The sequence below is a fragment of the Mesorhizobium sp. P3_A9 genome (genome assembly GCF_056402975.1).
Genome location: NZ_JBFUGJ010000103.1, coordinates 1 through 17,384, shown reverse-complemented (window position 1 = coordinate 17,384; position 17,384 = coordinate 1). Strand labels below are relative to the sequence as shown.

The window sequence follows — 17,384 nt, the reverse complement described above, 5'->3', positions numbered from 1 at the left end:
GCGTGTTCCTGTTCGAGACCGGCCACCCGGTGCGCCACTACCTGCCGATCGCCGACACGCGGCTCGATATGTTCGCGCCCAGCCGCTACATCTCGCGCTGCCCCTACAAGGGCATCTCCAGCTACTATCACGTGACGACGGCCAAGAAGCGGCACGAGAACCTCGTCTGGTACTATCCCGAACCGGTGCACGAGGCCGAACGCATCAAGGGCATGGTCTGCTTCCATCACGAACTGGTCGACAAGATCATGGTCGACGGCGTCGAGATTCCGAAGGAATTCACGGCCGCGTCCAGCGGCTATTTCTAGGCATCGCCGCTCCCTTGTCGGCTTGCGCGCTGAGCGCTTGATCGAAACATGGCTCTGCGCATACCCTCCCCTGAATTCGGGAGGGCTATCGATGGATCTTTTCAAGCTGGACGGCGATGTCGCGCTGGTCACCGGCGCCGGCAGCGGCATCGGCCAGGCAATCGCGATCGGACTGGCGGAGGCAGGGGCCGACGTCGCCTGTTTCGGTCATGCGTCGAAAGGTGGGCTGGACGAGACCGCGCACCGGATCACGGCGCTTGGCCGCAAGGCACTGGTCCTTAACGGCACGGTGACATCCGAGAGCGATCTCGCGGCGGCGATCGATCGCGTCGAGGCCGAGCTCGGTGCGCTGACCGTTGCGGTCAACAATGCCGGTATCGCCGGCTCAGTGCCGGCCGAGACGATGTCGCTTGAGACATGGCAGAAGGTGCACGAGGTCAACGTTGCCGGCGTGTTCCTGTCCTGCCAGGCTGAAGCCCGCAAGATGCTGGCGCGTCGCAAGGGCTCGATCATCAACATCGCCTCGATGTCGGGCACCATCGTCAATCGCGGGCTGACGCAGGCGCATTACAATTCCTCGAAAGCCGCCGTTATCCACATGTCGAAGAGCCTCGCCATGGAATGGGCCGATCGCGGCTTGCGCGTCAATGTCGTCAGCCCGGGCTATACGCTGACGCCGATGAACAAGCGGCCCGAGGTGGCTGAAGAGATCAAGATCTTCAAGCGCGACACGCCGATGGGACGCATGGCGGCGCCGGAGGAAATGGTCGGGCCGACAGTGTTCCTCGCCAGCCGCGCGTCGAGCTTCGTCACCGGCCTCGACCTGATCGTCGATGGCGGCTACGTCTGCTGGTAGGATCGCATCTCTCAGACTTCGCCTGCAGTCTGAATTTGTGCATCCGCGAAGCGTTAGTCGTTGCGCGAGATGAACGTTGGTATATATAATTTCATCCTATGAAACGGCTTGGCGAGATGGGGCTTGCCAGGCCAACAGCCGAGATCATGGGACCTTGATGGCTCGCACCTTGCAGGGCGCCGCAAGACTGGCAATTGATCCGCGGATGATCGCTCCCGCAGCGATGCATCGGCAGTCATGACGCTGACCCTCCCGGCATACTCCATCATCGCCGAAATTCAGCATCATTTCGCCTGCGCCGGCTTTAGCCGCGACGTGGCGGCAACGGCCTTGCGCAACGACCAGCCTTTCCAACACAATGAGAAAAAGACGCAAGAAGGGAACGAGCAATAACCGCCACAGCTTGAAGGAGAACAAGCATGTCATTTCGCAGCTATATCTCGAAGTTATCGATCAGTGCCGTCGCGCTCGCGACACTAAGTCTGCTGACGCCTTCCGCCCAAGCCGCCGCACCGGAATCCAACGACCCGATTAAGATCGCGCTGTTCGACTGGACCAGCGTCAACCTCAACGCCAAGATCCTCGGCGGCATCCTGGAAAAGCTCGGCTATACCGTCGAATATCCGACCGCCGACTACCTCTCCAGCCTGACCACCGGCCTGACCAATGGCGACCTCGATGTCGGCCTGGAATTCTGGGACACCACCGCCGGCGAAGCCATGAAGGCGTCCGATGCGACCGGCCAGACCGAACGGCTCGGCAAGCTCGGCCCGAAGGCCAAGGAAGAATGGTGGTTTCCTGAATACATGAAGGAAAAATGCCCGACCTTGCCCGACTGGCATGCGCTGCTCGATCCGACATGCGCCGCATCGTTCTCGACGGCGGAGACGGCGCCGAAAGGGCGCTATCTCGGCGGACCGGTGACCTGGGAAGGTTTTGACGACGAGCGCGTCGCGGCGCTGAAGCTGCCCTTCACCGTGATCCATGCCGGCACCGATGCGGCGATGTTCGCCGAACTCGACTCAGCCTATCAGCGCAAGGCGCCGATCATGCTGTGGATCTATTCGCCGCATTGGGCGCCGGCCAAGTACAAGGGCGAATGGGTGCAATTCCCCGAATACACGCCGGAGTGCTACAACGACCCAAAATGGGGCGTGAATCCCGACGCCAAATACGACTGCGGCAAGCCACATGGCGAGATCTGGAAATACTCCTGGAGCGGCATGAAGGACAAATGGCCGGTTGCCTACAAGGTGGCGAAGGCCTTCACGATCGATACCGACGAGCTCAACAAGATGAGCGGCGAGATCGACCTTGACGGCAAGAAGCCGGAAGATGTCGCCGCCGCCTGGATCGCCGCCCACGAAGCCGACTGGAAAGCCTGGGCGCAGTGATCGTTCCGACTGGAAACGCGAGACCCGGCCGTTGATCGGCCGGGCCTCAAATCTTGATATTCCAGAAGGACGATTGGATGGCGGACGGGACTGAACAAGGGGCGATGCAACCGGGCACGGACGACCGCCCGGTAAAGCTTGCCTGCCGCAATGTCTGGAAGCTGTTCGGGGCGAACGCGGCCAACTTCATCCGCGAGCGCGACGGCAAAGCCAGCATGGCCGATGTCACTGCCGCCGGGCTGGTCGGCGCGGTGCGCGCCGTCGACCTCGAAATCCGCCAGGGCGAGATTTTCATCATCATGGGCCTGTCCGGCTCCGGCAAGTCGACGCTGGTGCGCTGCATGTCGCGGCTGGTCGAGCCGAGCCACGGCAAGGTCGAGTTCGAAGGCAAGGACCTGTTGAAGATTTCCGATGCGGCACTGATCGAACTCAGGCGCCATCGCATGGGCATGGTGTTCCAGAATTTCGCACTCTTGCCGCATCTCAATGTGCTGGACAACATCGCCTTTCCGCTGAGCATCCAGGGGCAGGACCGGGCAACGCGCGAGGCGCGGGCGCGCGAAGTCATCGAACTTGTCGGCCTGCGCGGCCGCGAGCATTTCTATCCACGCGAATTGTCCGGCGGCCAGCAGCAGCGCGTCGGCATCGCCCGCAGTCTCGCGACAAAACCGGAAATCTGGTTCCTCGACGAGCCGTTCTCCGCACTCGATCCGCTGATCCGCCGCGAGATGCAGGACGAATTGATGCGGCTGCAGACCATGCTGCACAAGACCATCGTCTTCATCACCCATGATTTCGACGAGGCGATACGGCTGGCAGACCGCATCGCCATCATGAAGGACGGCGAGGTCATCCAGATCGGCACCCCGGAGGAACTGGTGGTCAATCCGGCGACCGACTATGTCGCCGAATTCACCCGCGACGTCGACCGCGCCAAGGTGATCTCGGCGCGCAGCCTGATGCGCGCCTGCGACGGCGCCGAGCATGGCGGCACGGTTTCGCCCGATGCCAAGATCGCCAGTTTCTCGGCCAGCATCGTCTCCGCAGGCAAGCCGTTCGCGGTGGTCAACGGGACCGGCAAGCCGATCGGCGAAGTCACGCCGCAAGCGGTCATCGACCTGCTGGCCGGCATCGAGAGAGCTGGCGCATGACGGTAACCGCAAGCGCCAGCGAGGCGAGGCCGCCGCTTCAGCGCTGGCTTGTTGTCTGGGTGCTCGCCCTTGCCGCCGTGCTTGTGGTGTTCCTACTACAGGAAAGTGTGCCCTGGGCAGTCAACTATCCAGCGGAAGCGGTCGTGCCGGTCGCCGACTGGGTCAGCGCGCTGATGCGTTGGATCAAGTCGAACCTGTCATGGCTGACGCGCTCGATCACCGCGGTGCTCGGCGTGCCGCTCGACTTCGCGCTCAACCTGCTCGCCAAGAATTTCAAGATCGGCCACGGCGCGGACGCCTATGTCCTGCCCCGCCTGTCCTGGGTCGGCGTCTGCGCTGTCGCCTTCCTCGCCGGCCATGCCGTGGGTGGTCGTAAACTCAGCCTGCTGGTCGGCGGCTGCTTCCTCTACATCGCGCTGTTCGGCCAATGGACCAGCGCCATGCTGACGCTGGCGCTGATCTCCATCGCCGTGCCGTTCTGCATCGTCACCGGCCTGTTCGCCGGCATCTGGGCGTGGCGCAAGCCGTGGGCGGAAAGACTGATTGTCTCCCCTGCCCTTGACCTGATGCAGACGATCCCGACCTTCGCCTATCTCATCCCGATGCTGCTGCTGTTCGGCAACAGCCCGGTCTCGGCGATGATCGCCACCGCCATCTTCGCCACGCCGCCGATGGTACGGGCGACGATGCTCGGCCTGTCGCGCGTGCCGCTGGAGATCGGCGAATTCAGCGACATGGCCGGCTGCACGGCGCGACAGAAACTGTGGCGGGTGCTGTTGCCCTCGGCGCGGCCGACGCTGATGGTCGGCGTCAACCAGGTCATCATGCTGGCGCTCAACATGGTGATCATCGCCTCGATGATCGGCGCCGGCGGCCTCGGCTACGACGTGCTTCTGGCGCTGCGCGCGCTGAAGGTTGGCGAGGCGATGGAAGCCGGTCTCGCCATCGTGGCGCTGGCGATCGCGCTCGACCGGCTGAGCCAGGCCATCGCGCACAAGCAGGCGAAGGGCCACGTCCATCAGGCCATGAGCTCGAACCTGTGGCGGCGCTACCCCAATCTAACGCTGGCCATCGCTATCCTTGCCGTCACAACGCTGCTTGGTCTGTTCGTGCCGGCTTTCGCGGCGGTGCCGAAGGCGATCACCTTCACCACCGCGCCGCTGTGGAAGGCTGCGGTGAACTGGGTGACGATCAACTTCTTCGATGTGATCGAAGCGTTCCGCGTGGCGCTGATCCTCAACGTGCTCAACCCGGTGCGTGCCTTCTGTGAGGGCTTTCCGTGGCTGGGCGCAGTGTTCCTGCTCGGCCTTGCCGGCTATCAGCTCTCGGGCCTGCGCCTCGCTGTCCTGGTCGCCGCGCTCACCGCCTTCTGCGCTGTCACCGGCCTGTGGGAAAAGACCATGGCGACTGTCTATCTCTGCGGTATCTCGGCCTTCATCGCCTGCCTGATCGGCATTCCGATCGGGCTGATGGCGGCGCGCAGCGACCGCTTCGAGAAGATCGTCACGCCCATCATCGACACGCTGCAGGTGCTGCCGTCCTTCTGCTTCATCATCCCGGTGGTGATGCTGTTCAGGGTCGGCGACGTCACCGCGATGATCGCCACTGTCGCCTTCGCCGTGGTGCCGGCGATCCGCTATACCAATCACGGCATCCGCCAGGTGCCGCCGGCGCTGATCGAAGCGGCCAAGGTGTCGGGCTGCACGCCGCGCCAGACTTTCTTCCGCGTGCAATTGCCGCTGGCGCTTCCCGAAATCATGCTCGGCGTCAACCAGACGATCCTGATGGCGCTGGCGATGATCATCATCTGCGCCATGGTCGGCACGCGCGATCTCGGCCAGGAGGTGTTCATCGCATTGTCCAAAGCCGATTCCGGCCGCGGCATCGTCGCCGGCCTGGCCATCGCCTTCATCGGCATCGTCGCCGACCGGCTGTTCAACGCCTGGACGGCGAAGGCCAGGGCAAGACTGGGATAGAAGCCGAATGGCAGAGCCGGGTGAGCCGCCCTTTACCGTTCTCGTCTTCGACATGGCCAAAACCGGCGAACCGGATGGCGAGCGTATGGTTCGCGGATTCGAGACGCTGGATGCGGCAACATCCTATGCCATCGCGCGGGTTCGCGCCTCAGTGGAGGAATTGCGCAAGCCCGGCATCGCGGCAGCGGAACTTCGGCAACTCTGGCACATCTACGGCGAAGACTGCTCGGTGCTGAACGCCAATGTGCGCGGCAGCGATCTTCTCGACGATTTCATCGCGACGCCGGCGACCCCTGTCGAGTGCAACTGGCAGGTTTTGGCGCCAAGGCTACGCCGATTCCGCGCCTCGCTGCTGATCTCCAACGACAAGGACGAGTCGGTCTGGGCCGGCGGCTTCTTTCGATCGACCTACAAATTGGCGCGCGACGGCCTGCTCGAGCGTTTTCGCGACGACGCCATTGCCGCCCTTAAAGCCAAGAGCATCGAGCCGGCGGAGCCGACGAAGCTCGTGGTCGCCAATTACTTCGAGCTTCCGGATCCACCCTATCCACCGCCAGGCGTGGCGCTGCGATCCTGGAAGGTCGAGGTCGGTTTCGTCTGCCACGATGTGAAGTTCGGCGGCGACGCCGCCGGCGTCTTCTCCTGGCCGCAAGAGCCGACCGACTGGGCGCTCAGAACCATGCAGTTCCTGCTGATGGCCGACATGATGGCGATGCGCGGCGATGGCCCGGACTGGGCCAACGATTGCGACGTCCTCTCCGTTAAGGTGACCGAGACGGATGCGCCTGCCGACTATCCCTTGGATTGAAGCGGCCTACTCCGCCGCGACGCCCTTCACTTCGAGATAGCTCTCCATGGAATCGTCCAGCGCCTGCAGCCACGGCGTATGGTGCAGCGGCGCCATAGTGCCGGTCATCAGCGAGCGGTAGGCGTGATCGCGAAAACTCATAATGTCTTCGCCCTTGTGGTGCTCCCACTCCATGAAGGTCTGGTTGACCGCCTCGACATCGAAGCCGGGATAGTCGGTCTGGTCCATCAATTCCTTGGTGTAATCGCCCTGGAACCAGATCATCTGCTCGGCGTCTTCCAGCGTTTCCTCACGCGCCCGCCATTTGGCGCCATGCTCGGTCATCGCCTCGGCCGAGGGCAGCTTGATGCGGCCCATAATGACGTCGCGGGCGAACCAGGCCTGCGCGTCGAACATGTTGAAGGTGTAGAACTGGTCCTGCATGCCGATATAGGACAGTTTTGGATTCTTCTCCCAGACGACGCCCTCATAGAGGCTGTCTGGCCACATGCGGTTGGCGGTCTTGAGCTTGAGGTCGTCGGTCAGGAACGGGAAGGAATGCAGGTAGCCGGTGCACAGGATGATGGCGTCGACATCCTTTGATGTGCCGTCCTTGAAATGGGCCGTCTTGCCGACAACCTTCTGCAGCAGCGGCACCTCTTTCCAATTCTCCGGCCATTTGAAGCCCATCGGCTTCGAGCGGTAGCTGGAGGTGATCGATTTAGCCCCGTATTTGTAGCATTGCGAGCCAATGTCCTCGGCCGAATAGGAACGGCCGATGATCAATATATCCTTGCCCTTGAACTCCATCGCGTCGCGGAAATCATGGCTGTGCAGGATGCGGCCGTTGAAGGTCGAGAAGCCTTCGAAATAGGGCACGTTGGGCACCGAAAAATGCCCGGACGCGACGACGACATTGTCGAACTCTTCGGAATAGGTGACGTCATTGCTGCGGTCATGCGCGGTGACGGTGAATTTCTTCGTCTCGTCCGAAAAGGTCACCATGCGCACCGGGCTGTTGAAGCGCACCCATTTGCGCAGGCCCGACTTCTCGACGCGGCCCTTGATGTAATCCCACAGCACGGCGCGCGGCGGATAGGAGCCGATCGGGCGGCCGAAATGCTCCTCGAAAGTGTAGTCGGCGAATTCCAGGCATTCCTTCGGTCCGTTCGACCAGAGGTAGCGATACATCGAGCCGTGCACGGGATCGCCATGCTCGTCGAGGCCGGTGCGCCAGGTGTAGTTCCACAGGCCGCCCCAGTCGGATTGCTTTTCGAAGCAGACGATTTCAGGGATGTCGGCGCCCTTGTCGGCAGCCGACTTGAAGGCCCTGAGCTGGGCCAGGCCGGACGGTCCGGCGCCGATGACGGCAACACGAGTTTTCATTTCCAGGGCCTCCTCTTTTTGATTTCCCCAGCGAAACAAATTTCACTGACAGTGACACTAATTGGCGCTTCGGTGCTGTCAACAGACATCTGAGGGAACGGCGTTTGCGCAGACAGGATTCCTGGCGAAAAACCTTCGCGGGCAGAAATCATGGGATCGGCCCGTGCGACACAAGACGGCTTGCCGACACCGCCGCGCTGCTGTATCGCCACCTCTAATGTTCACCTAGAGTGAAATAAATCCGCGACGTCCGGGGGGCGACATGGCGAAAGACAGTTCCAAGGCCGAGCTTGCCGGCGCCAAGCCAAAGCCGTTGCCAAAGGTCCCGGCGGACGGCAAGACCATCCGCGCGCCGCTGATGCAGAACCCGCATGCCATCCGCGACACCCGCGAGAAAGTGCTGGAGGTGGCGATCGGCCGCGAGGTGCGGGCGTTTCGCAAGAAGCTCGGCATCACCGTCGCGGATCTCGCTGTCGCCACCGACATTTCGCTCGGCATGCTGTCGAAAATCGAGAACGGCATCACCTCGCCGTCGCTGACCACCTTGCAGGCGCTGTCGCGGGCGCTCGGCGTTCCGGTGACAGCCTTCTTCCGCCGCTTCGAGGAGGAACGCAGCGCTGTCTTCGTCAAGGCCGGCGAAGGGCTGGATGTCGAGCGCCGCGGCACGCGCGCCGGCCATCAGTACAATCTGCTGGGACATATCGGCTCCAACACCAGCGGTGTCGTCGTCGAACCCTATCTGATCACGTTGACCGAGGATTCGGACGTCTTCCCGACCTTCCAGCACGAAGGCATGGAGTTCCTCTACATGCTGGAAGGCGAAGTTGTTTACCGGCACGGCAGCAACCTCTATCCGATGAAGCCCGGCGACAGCCTCTTCTTCGACGCCGACGCGCCGCACGGACCCGAGCAGCTGACGAAACTGCCGATGCGATATTTGTCGATTATTTGCTATCCGCAGAACAGCGCGGGTTAGTCGGACCGCCGCAGCCCCCTCACCCGGATTGCCGAGACCGAATTGCGAAAAGCAATTCGGGGCAATCCGACCTCTCCCCGAGGGGAGAGGAGGTTGTCAGCGCTGGCGCGCGAAGTCTCTTCTCCCCTCTCGGGGAGAAGGTGGCCCGAAGGGCCGATGACGGGGCCTTTCAATCCGGCCCAAACCCCGGCGATGTAGCGCTCCCGTCATCCAACTTCGACAGCCACTCGACCAGCGTCGCCCGGTAGCGGGTCAGGCCCTTGTAGTTGGCCAACTCGTCGGGCAGGTCGCGGATGACGCGGTGCAAGCGGCGTGCCCATTTCGGCTGCGTCACCAGTTCGTCCATTTTGATCAAGTAGCAGCGGATCGGGAAGACGATGCCGTTGGAGCGCGGCAGCCGCCAGAAGCTCTGCAACTCGACACGCAGATGCACCTTGTCGCCGACATTCTCCGGCGTCACCGTCGCCCGATCCGGTCCCCATTTGTGGTAATTTTCGGGGCTGGTATCGAGGCGCGGATTGATGGTCATCGTCCAATTCAGGCGCCGTGCCGGCTTGCCTTGCTGGATGTTGGTGAGGAACTTTAGCGCCCTGACGAAAATGCCCTTCTCATGCGCCAGCGGCACCGGCGCGTGCCATTCGAAAAAATTCATGCCGATGTCGAAATCGAGCGACCAGTCGGCTTGGGTGGTGACCATGCCGGCATCCATCCACAGATTGCCGTCGCGCTGGTCGAGGATGCAGAAATCGCCCTGGCTCTGGCGGGTGATGTATTCCATCGGCCCGAAAGGCAAAGTCGAGGTGTCGCCGAAGGTGAAAGTGTCGTCGATGCCGAGCGGCCGGTTGATCCAGCGCCAGCGATCGCCGTCGCGGGTCAAAGTGAAATGTTCGGGATAACCCAGCGCCTGCTGCTCCATCAGCAGTTCCAGCAAATCCCAGCCGGCCAGCGTCATATGCGGCAGCGACTGGCAGCGCAGCGGATCCTCAGCCAGCACCAAAGCGCGGTCCTGCATCTCGGCGACATAGTGCTCGTCGACGTCGATCAGGTTCTCCAGGACGGAACCTTTGGGGCCGACGACATGCGGCTCGATGTTGACCGCGTACATGTAGGCGTCTTCGTGGAACGGGAACGGAAACCGCCTGATGTGCTCCGGGCTGTTCTTGAAGGTGAAATCGTCGCGGAACGTTTCCTTGCGAAAGGTGATGCCCATGATTTCCTCCTACCGTTCCAAGACCAACGACCTGCCCTCGAAGCGCGAGACGCACGGCATGATCTTGCAGCCGGAGCGATGATCTTCCTCGCTCAGCCAGTGGTCGTTGTGGATGAACTTGCCATCGTAAGAGATGACATTGGTTTCGCATTGGCCGCAGACGCCGCCACGGCAGAGATAGGGCGGGTCGACGCCGGCCGCCTCGATGGCTTCCAGCAGGCTCTGCTGCTCGTCGACCCTGATCGTTTTGCCGGTGACGGCAAGCGTCACGTCGAAAGGCAGCCCAGGCTGTGGTGCCGCGAAATGCTCGAAATGCACGGCTTCCGACGGCCAACCCAGGCTTGCCGCGCGGTCGCGTACCCAGTTGATCATGCCGGCCGGGCCGCAGACATAGAGATGCGTGCCGAGTGGCTGTGTCGACAGCAAACGGTCGAGATCGATGCGCTCGTCGCGGTCGTCATGATAGAGCCTGATGCGCCTGTCGTAACGCTCCCGCAGCACGTCGGCATAGGTGCCGAGCGAAGCGGTGCGGCAGGTGTAGTGCAGTTCGAAATTGCCGCCCTCCCCGGCCAGTTGCGCGGTCTGCGCCATGAAAGGCGTGATGCCGATGCCGCCGGCCAGCATCAGATGCTTTTTCGCCCTGAGGTCGAGCGAGAACAGGTTGACGGGATAGCTGATCACCATCTCCAGGCCGGGCTTGACCGACCTGTGCATGAACAGCGAGCCACCGCGGCCGACATCGTCGCGCCGCACCGAGATCGTGTATTCGCGGGTGTCGAGCGGCGAGCCCATCAGCGAATAGGGATTGAGCCTTGTGCGGTCGCCATCGCGCATCTCGACCACGACATGGGCGCCGCCGGAGAAAGTCGGCAACAGCTCCCCGTCGCGCCGGCGGAAATGGAAGCGGGTGACCAGCTCGTTGATCGGAACGACATCGCTGACCACGACATCGAGTTTGGTGGTGCCGGTGCTCATGGGAATGCCTCCTCCATTGGAGGAATCTCCGAGCGATCCTCGGCATTGATGCAGACGCCCTGGAAGGCGGCCAGGCGCCGGGAATAGTGATCGCGCACCAGAAGCAGCAGACCGCAATGCGCACAGGTGGCCGGTTGGGTCGTGACGTTTTCGGTGATGCCCTTGCAATGCACGCACTGCATGCGCCGCGCCAGCGAGCCGCGATGCTCTGTCTGCATCGAGGTGTGATCGATGCCGGCTTCGAGCGCGACCTGCATCGCCTGACCGATCAGACCTTCGGTGCCGGCGAGGTAGAGGCGCAGGCCCATATGGGCGTTGCTCAGCGTCTGTTTCAGTCGCGGCAGCAGGCTGGCGAAGGACGGCGCCTGATGAAACTGCCCCGGCTTCAGCGCTTCGAGAGCGGCGACATGGTTGCCGTCCGGATCCGGGATGAAGACGATTTCGGCGCCGTCGAAAAACCCGGCCGGCGCTATTGCGGCCATGTCTGAGATAGCGAGCGCACCTTCGGCATCGGCGATGAAAAGATGATGTTTGCCGGGCTGCGGAGAGAGCGTTCCGTAGACCGGCCGGCTGATGATTCTTTTGGCTGCCATTTAAGTCTTCGTGCCTCGAACCCCTCGCTGTTGACTATGCCTCAGCCCTTGGCCGTGCGCTTGGTCTTTTTGGGATCGTCGAACGGCAAGGGCTGCGCCGTCGCCTTGATCGATCCGCTCTTGTTGCGGATTTCGAGCTTGGTGTCCTTGACCGCGCAGTCGACGTCGAGGCGGGCAATGCCCATCGATTTCTTGACCAGCGGCGAATACATGGCGCAGGTCACCACGCCGACCTTCTTGCCATCGCGATAGACCGGCGCGCCTTCGTCGGCCGGCTCCTTGCCGTCGAGCAGGACGCCATAGATCTTGAAGCGCTCCTTGCCCTTGAGGCGATAGTGCTCCTCGGCGCCACGAAAGCCGGTCTTGCCGAGGCTCACGGTGAAGTCGAGGCCGAGCTCCCACAGCGTATCGCCGGGGCCTTCATTCTCGAACGGGTATTTTTGCGAATTGTCATATGGGTAGAACAGCAGATAACTTTCGACACGCAGCATATCGAGCGAGGTGAAGCGGCACGGGATGATGCCGGCGCTCTTGCCCTCGTCCAGAATCCTGTCCCAGATCGTGCCGGCATCCTGGCCGCGGCAGAAGATCTCGTAGCCGCGCTCGCCAGTGTAGCCGGTGCGCGAGATCATCACCGGGAAACCAAACAGCTGCGTCTGCATGTGATGGAAATAGTTGAGGTCGCGGATGCCCGGCACGTGCTTGGCGAGATAGTCGACCGCGGTAGGCCCCTGCAGCGACAGATCGTGCAGATTGTCGTCGAAGCGCAGCGACACATCGCGGCCGACGGAAGCGCGCTGCAACTCCTCATGGCCAGTGCCTGAGCCATGCACCACCATCCAGGCGTTCGGGCCGGTGCGGTAGAGAATGCAGTCGTCGGTGAATTTTCCCGCCTCGTTCAGCATGCAGGCATAGGCCGACTTGCCGGGGTAGATCTTTTCCACGTCGCGGGTGGTGGCGAGATCGATGAGATGCGAGGCGTGCGGGCCGGTGATGTGGACCTTCTTCAGGCCCGACACATCCATCAGCCCGGCCTTGGTGCGGATGGCGGTGTACTCTTCGTCGGCGTCCTTGTCGTAGGTCCAGGCGGTCCCCATACCGCTCCAGTCTTCGAGCTTCGAACCCAGCGCGCGATGGCGATCCGCCAGGGTCGAGAATCTCCAGGATGCCGTCATCCGATCGTCCTCCGTTCAAAAATCCATTGTTCCCTGCTCCTTGGCTCGAAGGCCGGAGCTTTGGCTTGAATATTGATCGCAAACGGAAGAGGGCCGCAATCCCCTGAAAGCAAATAATTTCATTGTCAGGCAAAATCGGCTACCCCGAGCAAACGGTTAACTCAATGTAAATTCGCCTTGACAATTGCCGGAAACGGTCTGAATTTATGAAAAAAATTTCACTCTCTTGAAAGAGGGCGGCGCGCGGCGGATTCGGAACCGGGCGTCGGAAAAAAGGGGAAAACCGATGTCAGACATGCAGCAGCGCATCGAAGCGCTGTACCGTTCCGACTTGCGCGGATCCGCGCTGCTGATCATCTGCCTGTGGGCGACGATCCTCTTCGTCCTCTTCATGACATGGCCGTACATTCCCGACAGCGGCATCAAGGCCGTCGTCGCGATTGCCGCCGCCGCCGTGCTGATCTTCAACACGGCCGCGATCCTGGCGATGGTCAAGCACTACAAGGAAGACAAGGACTTCATCTACGGCCTCGATATCAAGAACGCCGACGCATCCCGCAACCGCAAGTCCTGAAGGGTACAAGAGATGTCGCGCTATACGCCACCGGAGCAGAGCAAGGCCGGGCAAGTCTTCGATATCGCCGTGGTTGTCGTCGCCATTTTCGTGGCGCTGTGGTTGCCGCTGAAGCTCGGCTTTGCGGGTGCTGCCAAATCCATCGACGCGCTCGACGCCAAGACCTGGGAAGCGCTTGGCCAGAACCCGACCATGGCCGCGATCTGGGAAAAGCTCGGCTACACGCCCGAGACCGCGCATGACGTCATCCAGAACCGCTTCCACTATGTCATCGACTGGCCGACGCTGATCATCATGGCGGCGGTGCTGATCGGTTATTTCGTCTTCCTGTTCCGCGCTTCCGACCGCGAATATCGCGAAGTCATCAGCGAAAAATTCGACGACAAGTAAGAGTTTCGAAGACAAGCAATCGGGGACGCACCATGTGGATTTCACTCTCTTACGCATGCTGGGGCATCTCGGTCGTGCTGGCTTTGTGGATGCTCTACGACTGGTTCAAGGTCGATACGACCTATTCCGAGGACGTTCTGACCTCGTCGCGCGAAGGCGAGCTTGAAGCTACGGCCGAAAAACACCGGATTTGAGTGGGGATTGAACAATGACGACCGCACTTGAACCGGCAATTCACGGCGACAGGGTTTCGCTTCTTCGGGTGCTCGGCCCCGCCCATGTCTGGGCGCTGGGTGTCGGCATCGTTCTGGTCGGTGAGTTCACCGGCTGGAATTTTTCGGCCGACAAGGGCGGCGCGCTGGCAGCCCTGATCGTCTGCTGGGTGGTCGGGCTGCTCTACACCTCTGTCGCCATGATCGATTCCGAGGTCACCTCGACGGTCGCCGCCGCCGGTGGCCAATACGCGCAGGCCAAGCACATTGTCGGGCCGCTGATGGCCTTCAATGTCGCGCTGTTCCTGGTGTTTGCCTACACGATGCTGGAAGTGTCCGACGCCATCCTACTTGGCGACACCATCGTCGCCAAGGCCGGCGTCGAAGGGCTCACCCACAATTCCTTCATCGCCGCCACCATCGTGGTGCTGGCATGGCTCAACTATCGCGGCGTGCTGATGACGCTCAACGTCAATTTCGTCATCACGGCAATCGCCTATATCTCGATCGTCATCCTGTTCTTCTCGGTCAGCCCGTGGACGCAGGGTGCTGTGCTGAAGCTCAATGAGCTGGTGACGCCGGGCAACGCACTCCCCTATGGCTGGATCGGCGTCATCGCCGCCTTCCAGTTCGGCATCTGGTATTATCTCGGCATCGAAGGCACCACGCAGGCGGCCGAGGAAGTGCGCTCGCCGGCCCGCTCGCTGCCCTATGGCACCATGGCAGGCATGATCACGCTTCTGATCGCCGCCGCCATGACCTGGTATGTCTGCGCCTCGCTGATGCCTTGGGAATATCTCGGCATCACCTATTATCCGCTGTGGGACGCCGGCAAGCTGACGGGCAGCCCACTGCTGGAAAACCTGCTGTTCATCGCCACGCTGCTGGCGGCGCTGGCCTCGGCCAATGGCTGCATCAACGATGCGGCGCGCGCCTGGTTCTCGCTCGGACGCGACCGCTATCTGCCGAGCTGGTTCTCGGCGGTGCATCCGAAATACCGCACGCCTTACCGCTCGATCCTGTTCCTACTGCCGATCGCGCTGGCCTTCGCCTTCATCGCCGACCTCAACCAGGCGATCACCTTCTCGATCCTGTCGGGCGTGCTGCAATACACGTTCATGAGCATCAACATCATGATGTTCCGCAAGAAGTGGCCGCTCGGCACGATCCGCCGCGGCTACACGCATCCCTTCCATCCGCTGCCGGCGATCGTGCTGTTCTGCCTGTGCGTGGTGACCTTCTTCGCCATCTTCCTCGGCTTCGGTTCGCAGCTGATCGCGATGACCATCTTCTATTTCCTGATCTCGCTGTGGTTCCATTTCTACCGCTACAAATTCGTGCGGCGCGGCGACCAGTTCACCATGCCGTGGCCGAAACCGCAGGGCTATTGATGGGAGACGGCCCGTCCAGATCCTGGGCGGGCCAGACATGATAAAATGTCCGAAGTGACATCAGCACTGCTTGCCGGGGCCATTGTCCTGGCTGTCGCTCTCCATATTGCGTGGCTGGCGCGGCGTAGCCGCAACAGGGCCTCAGCCGCGCTCGCCGTCGACGCGGCCGGCATCCGCACCGTCATTGCGGACGCCGCTGATGTTTCGGGCGGCACCGCCGGTGTCATCACCTGGGAAGGCTCGTGGAACGGCCAACGCGTTCAGCTGCGCACCATCGTCGATACGCTGGCGACGCGAAAACTCCCGGCCCGCTGGCTCAGCGTTTCGATCACCGAAAAGGTCGCGGTGCCGGCGACGTTCGATATGATGATGCGACCGGGCTCGCCAACGACCTTCTCCAATTTTGACCATCTCCAGCATACGCTGCCCAAGGCTCCGGGATTTCCCCTCGAGGCGGTGCTGCGGACCGACCGCCGGGGCACGCGTTTCCCGCAAGGCATCATCGCCGATCATCTGGAACCGTTTGCGGAAGGCCGCGCCAAGGAATTGCTGATCACCCCAAACGGGGTGCGCATCGTCTGGCTGCTGGCCGAGGCCGAGCGGGCGCGTTATGGCGTTTTCCGGCAGGCCGCGTTCGGTGATGCGCAGATCGATCCCGAGCTGGTCCAACGGTTGCTCCTATCCCTGTCGGCGCTGCGCGACGCCATCAATGAAAGCGAACGGCAAGCCGCATGAACAGTTCAGACACCTTGCCGGCGCCGACAAACCCGTATCTCGTCCTGGGCGCCGCAACCGTGCTGCCGGCAAGCGGCCATGTCATTATGGGCGTGCCGGTGCGCGGGCTGCAGTTTCTGTTCTTCATGGTGATCCTGGCGTGGGTGACCGCCAAGATCGCGCCGCCCGACGCCAGCTTTATCGGCCGTCATGCCGGTGGCTTCCTGATCTACGCACTGTCGGTCCTCGACGCCTACAAGCTCGCCCGTATCCGCTACACCCTGTGGGTTCACAATGCCGCGCAGGGCAGCGATAATTCGCAGGGCGGCATTGCGCCGCATACGTAACTAGAGGAAAATTTTTTTCATGTGATTGAATTCGTGCAACGCATTCGGTACATCATCTCTTAGCTACAAACGATCTCTTAGCTAGAAACGCCGGGAGGCTGACATGTGTGGAATTGTCGGACTGTTTTTGAAGGACAAGTCGCTGGAGCCGAAGCTCGGCGCGATGCTGTCGGAAATGCTGGTCTCGCTCAGCGATCGCGGTCCAGACAGTGCCGGCATCGCCATCTATGGCGCCCCCTCCAAGAATGAAGCCAAGATCACCATCCAGTCGGCCAAGCCGGAGCGCGATTTCCGCGGTCTCGAAGCAGAGCTGGCCAAGGCCATCGGCGCGCCGGTGACGATCGCGGTGAAATCGACCCATGCCGTCGTCAGAACCCATCCCGACAAGATCGATGAGGCCCGCGAGACGATCCAGACCTTGCGCCCCGACATCCGCATCATGGGTGCAGGCGACGTCGTCGAAATCTACAAGGAAGTCGGCCTGCCCGAGGCGGTCGTCGATCGCTTCGACGTTCGCAAGATGACCGGCACGCATGGCATCGGCCACACCCGCATGGCGACGGAATCGGCGGTGACGACGATGGGCGCGCATCCCTTCTCCACCGGCGCCGACCAGTGCCTGGTGCACAATGGCTCGCTCTCCAACCACAACAATGTCCGCCGCGAGCTGATCCGTGAAGGCATGAAATTCGAAACCGAGAACGACACCGAAGTGGCGGCCGCCTATCTCTCCTCGCAGATGGCGCATGGCAAGAACCTCGGCGAGGCGCTGGAAGGCACGCTTTCCGACCTCGATGGCTTCTCCACCTTCGTCGTCGGCACCAAGAATGGTTTTGGCGTCGTGCGCGATCCGATCGCCTGCAAGCCCGCCGTCATGGCCGAGACCGACCAGTATGTCGCCTTCGGCTCGGAATATCGCGCGCTGACCAAACTGCCCGGCATAGACAATGCGAGGGTCTGGGAACCGGA

General features: G+C 61.9%; 20 protein-coding genes. 15 read left to right on the top strand and 5 right to left on the bottom strand.

Annotated elements, in window-relative coordinates:
* The 7 genes from AC1DX0_RS16230 to AC1DX0_RS16200 all read left to right on the top strand — a co-directional run.
* On the top strand, positions 1-308 hold a 308-nt coding region (locus AC1DX0_RS16230; protein ID WP_477356052.1), incomplete at its 5' end, for a DUF427 domain-containing protein.
* Positions 309-399: 91 nt separating this feature from the next.
* Positions 400-1,164, top strand: a complete 765-nt coding sequence (locus AC1DX0_RS16225) for an SDR family oxidoreductase (RefSeq protein WP_477219745.1) — start codon at positions 400-402, stop codon at positions 1,162-1,164.
* Positions 1,165-1,401: 237 nt separating this feature from the next.
* Positions 1,402-1,557 (top strand): hypothetical protein, encoded by a 156-nt coding sequence (locus tag AC1DX0_RS16220; protein ID WP_477219746.1) that lies wholly within the window; start codon positions 1,402-1,404, stop codon positions 1,555-1,557.
* A gap of 26 nt (positions 1,558-1,583) precedes the next feature.
* Positions 1,584-2,558, top strand: coding sequence for an ABC transporter substrate-binding protein (locus tag AC1DX0_RS16215; RefSeq protein ID WP_477219747.1), 975 nt, complete (start codon positions 1,584-1,586; stop codon positions 2,556-2,558).
* 77 nt (positions 2,559-2,635) lie between these two features.
* Positions 2,636-3,709, top strand: a complete 1,074-nt coding sequence (locus tag AC1DX0_RS16210) for a quaternary amine ABC transporter ATP-binding protein (protein WP_477219748.1) — start codon at positions 2,636-2,638, stop codon at positions 3,707-3,709.
* Positions 3,706-5,685 carry an ABC transporter permease gene (locus tag AC1DX0_RS16205; protein ID WP_477219749.1) on the top strand — a complete coding sequence of 660 codons (1,980 nt, stop codon included), beginning with the start codon at positions 3,706-3,708 and terminating at the stop codon, positions 5,683-5,685. Before AC1DX0_RS16210 ends, AC1DX0_RS16205 begins: the two co-directional genes overlap by 4 nt.
* A gap of 7 nt (positions 5,686-5,692) precedes the next feature.
* Entirely contained in the window at positions 5,693-6,493 is an 801-nt protein-coding gene (locus tag AC1DX0_RS16200) for a hypothetical protein (protein ID WP_477219750.1), read from the top strand.
* Positions 6,494-6,499: 6 nt separating this feature from the next.
* Here the strand turns inward: AC1DX0_RS16200 and AC1DX0_RS16195 are convergent, their stop codons facing one another.
* A complete protein-coding gene (locus AC1DX0_RS16195) occupies positions 6,500-7,858 on the bottom strand; it encodes an NAD(P)-binding domain-containing protein (protein ID WP_477219751.1) in 1,359 nt (452 codons plus the stop codon).
* Between the two features lie 262 nt (positions 7,859-8,120).
* Here AC1DX0_RS16195 and AC1DX0_RS16190 point away from each other — a divergent pair, with 262 nt between their 5' ends.
* A complete protein-coding gene (locus AC1DX0_RS16190) occupies positions 8,121-8,834 on the top strand; it encodes a helix-turn-helix domain-containing protein (RefSeq protein ID WP_477219752.1) in 714 nt (237 codons plus the stop codon).
* A gap of 169 nt (positions 8,835-9,003) precedes the next feature.
* On the opposite strand, the gene AC1DX0_RS16185 is transcribed toward AC1DX0_RS16190, so the two are convergent.
* The 4 genes from AC1DX0_RS16185 to AC1DX0_RS16170 are packed head-to-tail and all read right to left on the bottom strand — an operon-like array spanning position 9,004 to position 12,787.
* Complete coding sequence (locus tag AC1DX0_RS16185) at positions 9,004-10,044, bottom strand: heme-dependent oxidative N-demethylase family protein (protein ID WP_477219753.1); 1,041 nt, start codon at positions 10,042-10,044, stop codon at positions 9,004-9,006.
* Between the two features lie 9 nt (positions 10,045-10,053).
* Entirely contained in the window at positions 10,054-11,019 is a 966-nt protein-coding gene (locus AC1DX0_RS16180) for a PDR/VanB family oxidoreductase (RefSeq protein WP_477219754.1), read from the bottom strand.
* Positions 11,016-11,612, bottom strand: coding sequence for a dimethylamine monooxygenase subunit DmmA family protein (locus tag AC1DX0_RS16175; protein ID WP_477219755.1), 597 nt, complete (start codon positions 11,610-11,612; stop codon positions 11,016-11,018). The genes AC1DX0_RS16180 and AC1DX0_RS16175 overlap by 4 nt, the downstream gene beginning before the upstream one ends.
* Before the next feature lie 41 nt (positions 11,613-11,653).
* A complete protein-coding gene (locus AC1DX0_RS16170) occupies positions 11,654-12,787 on the bottom strand; it encodes an aminomethyl transferase family protein (RefSeq protein WP_477219756.1) in 1,134 nt (377 codons plus the stop codon).
* A gap of 286 nt (positions 12,788-13,073) precedes the next feature.
* Between AC1DX0_RS16170 and AC1DX0_RS16165 the strand changes: the two genes are divergently transcribed.
* The 7 genes from AC1DX0_RS16165 to AC1DX0_RS16135 form a co-directional block, all read left to right on the top strand.
* Positions 13,074-13,361 carry a hypothetical protein gene (locus AC1DX0_RS16165; protein WP_477219757.1) on the top strand — a complete coding sequence of 96 codons (288 nt, stop codon included), beginning with the start codon at positions 13,074-13,076 and terminating at the stop codon, positions 13,359-13,361.
* Positions 13,362-13,373: 12 nt separating this feature from the next.
* The gene (locus tag AC1DX0_RS16160) at positions 13,374-13,751 is read left to right on the top strand and encodes a hypothetical protein (protein ID WP_477219758.1); all 378 of its coding nucleotides are present in this window, start codon (positions 13,374-13,376) and stop codon (positions 13,749-13,751) included.
* Positions 13,752-13,783: 32 nt separating this feature from the next.
* Positions 13,784-13,945 carry a hypothetical protein gene (locus AC1DX0_RS16155; RefSeq protein ID WP_027041335.1) on the top strand — a complete coding sequence of 54 codons (162 nt, stop codon included), beginning with the start codon at positions 13,784-13,786 and terminating at the stop codon, positions 13,943-13,945.
* A gap of 14 nt (positions 13,946-13,959) precedes the next feature.
* On the top strand, positions 13,960-15,354 hold the full coding sequence (locus AC1DX0_RS16150; protein WP_477219759.1) for an APC family permease: 1,395 nt from the start codon (positions 13,960-13,962) through the stop codon (positions 15,352-15,354).
* A gap of 45 nt (positions 15,355-15,399) precedes the next feature.
* Entirely contained in the window at positions 15,400-16,089 is a 690-nt protein-coding gene (locus AC1DX0_RS16145; protein WP_477219760.1) for a hypothetical protein, read from the top strand.
* Positions 16,086-16,415, top strand: coding sequence for a hypothetical protein (locus AC1DX0_RS16140; protein WP_477219761.1), 330 nt, complete (start codon positions 16,086-16,088; stop codon positions 16,413-16,415). Before AC1DX0_RS16145 ends, AC1DX0_RS16140 begins: the two co-directional genes overlap by 4 nt.
* A 103-nt stretch (positions 16,416-16,518) precedes the next feature.
* Positions 16,519-17,384 (top strand): class II glutamine amidotransferase (locus tag AC1DX0_RS16135; RefSeq protein WP_477356049.1); only part of this gene is annotated, 866 nt, incomplete at its 3' end.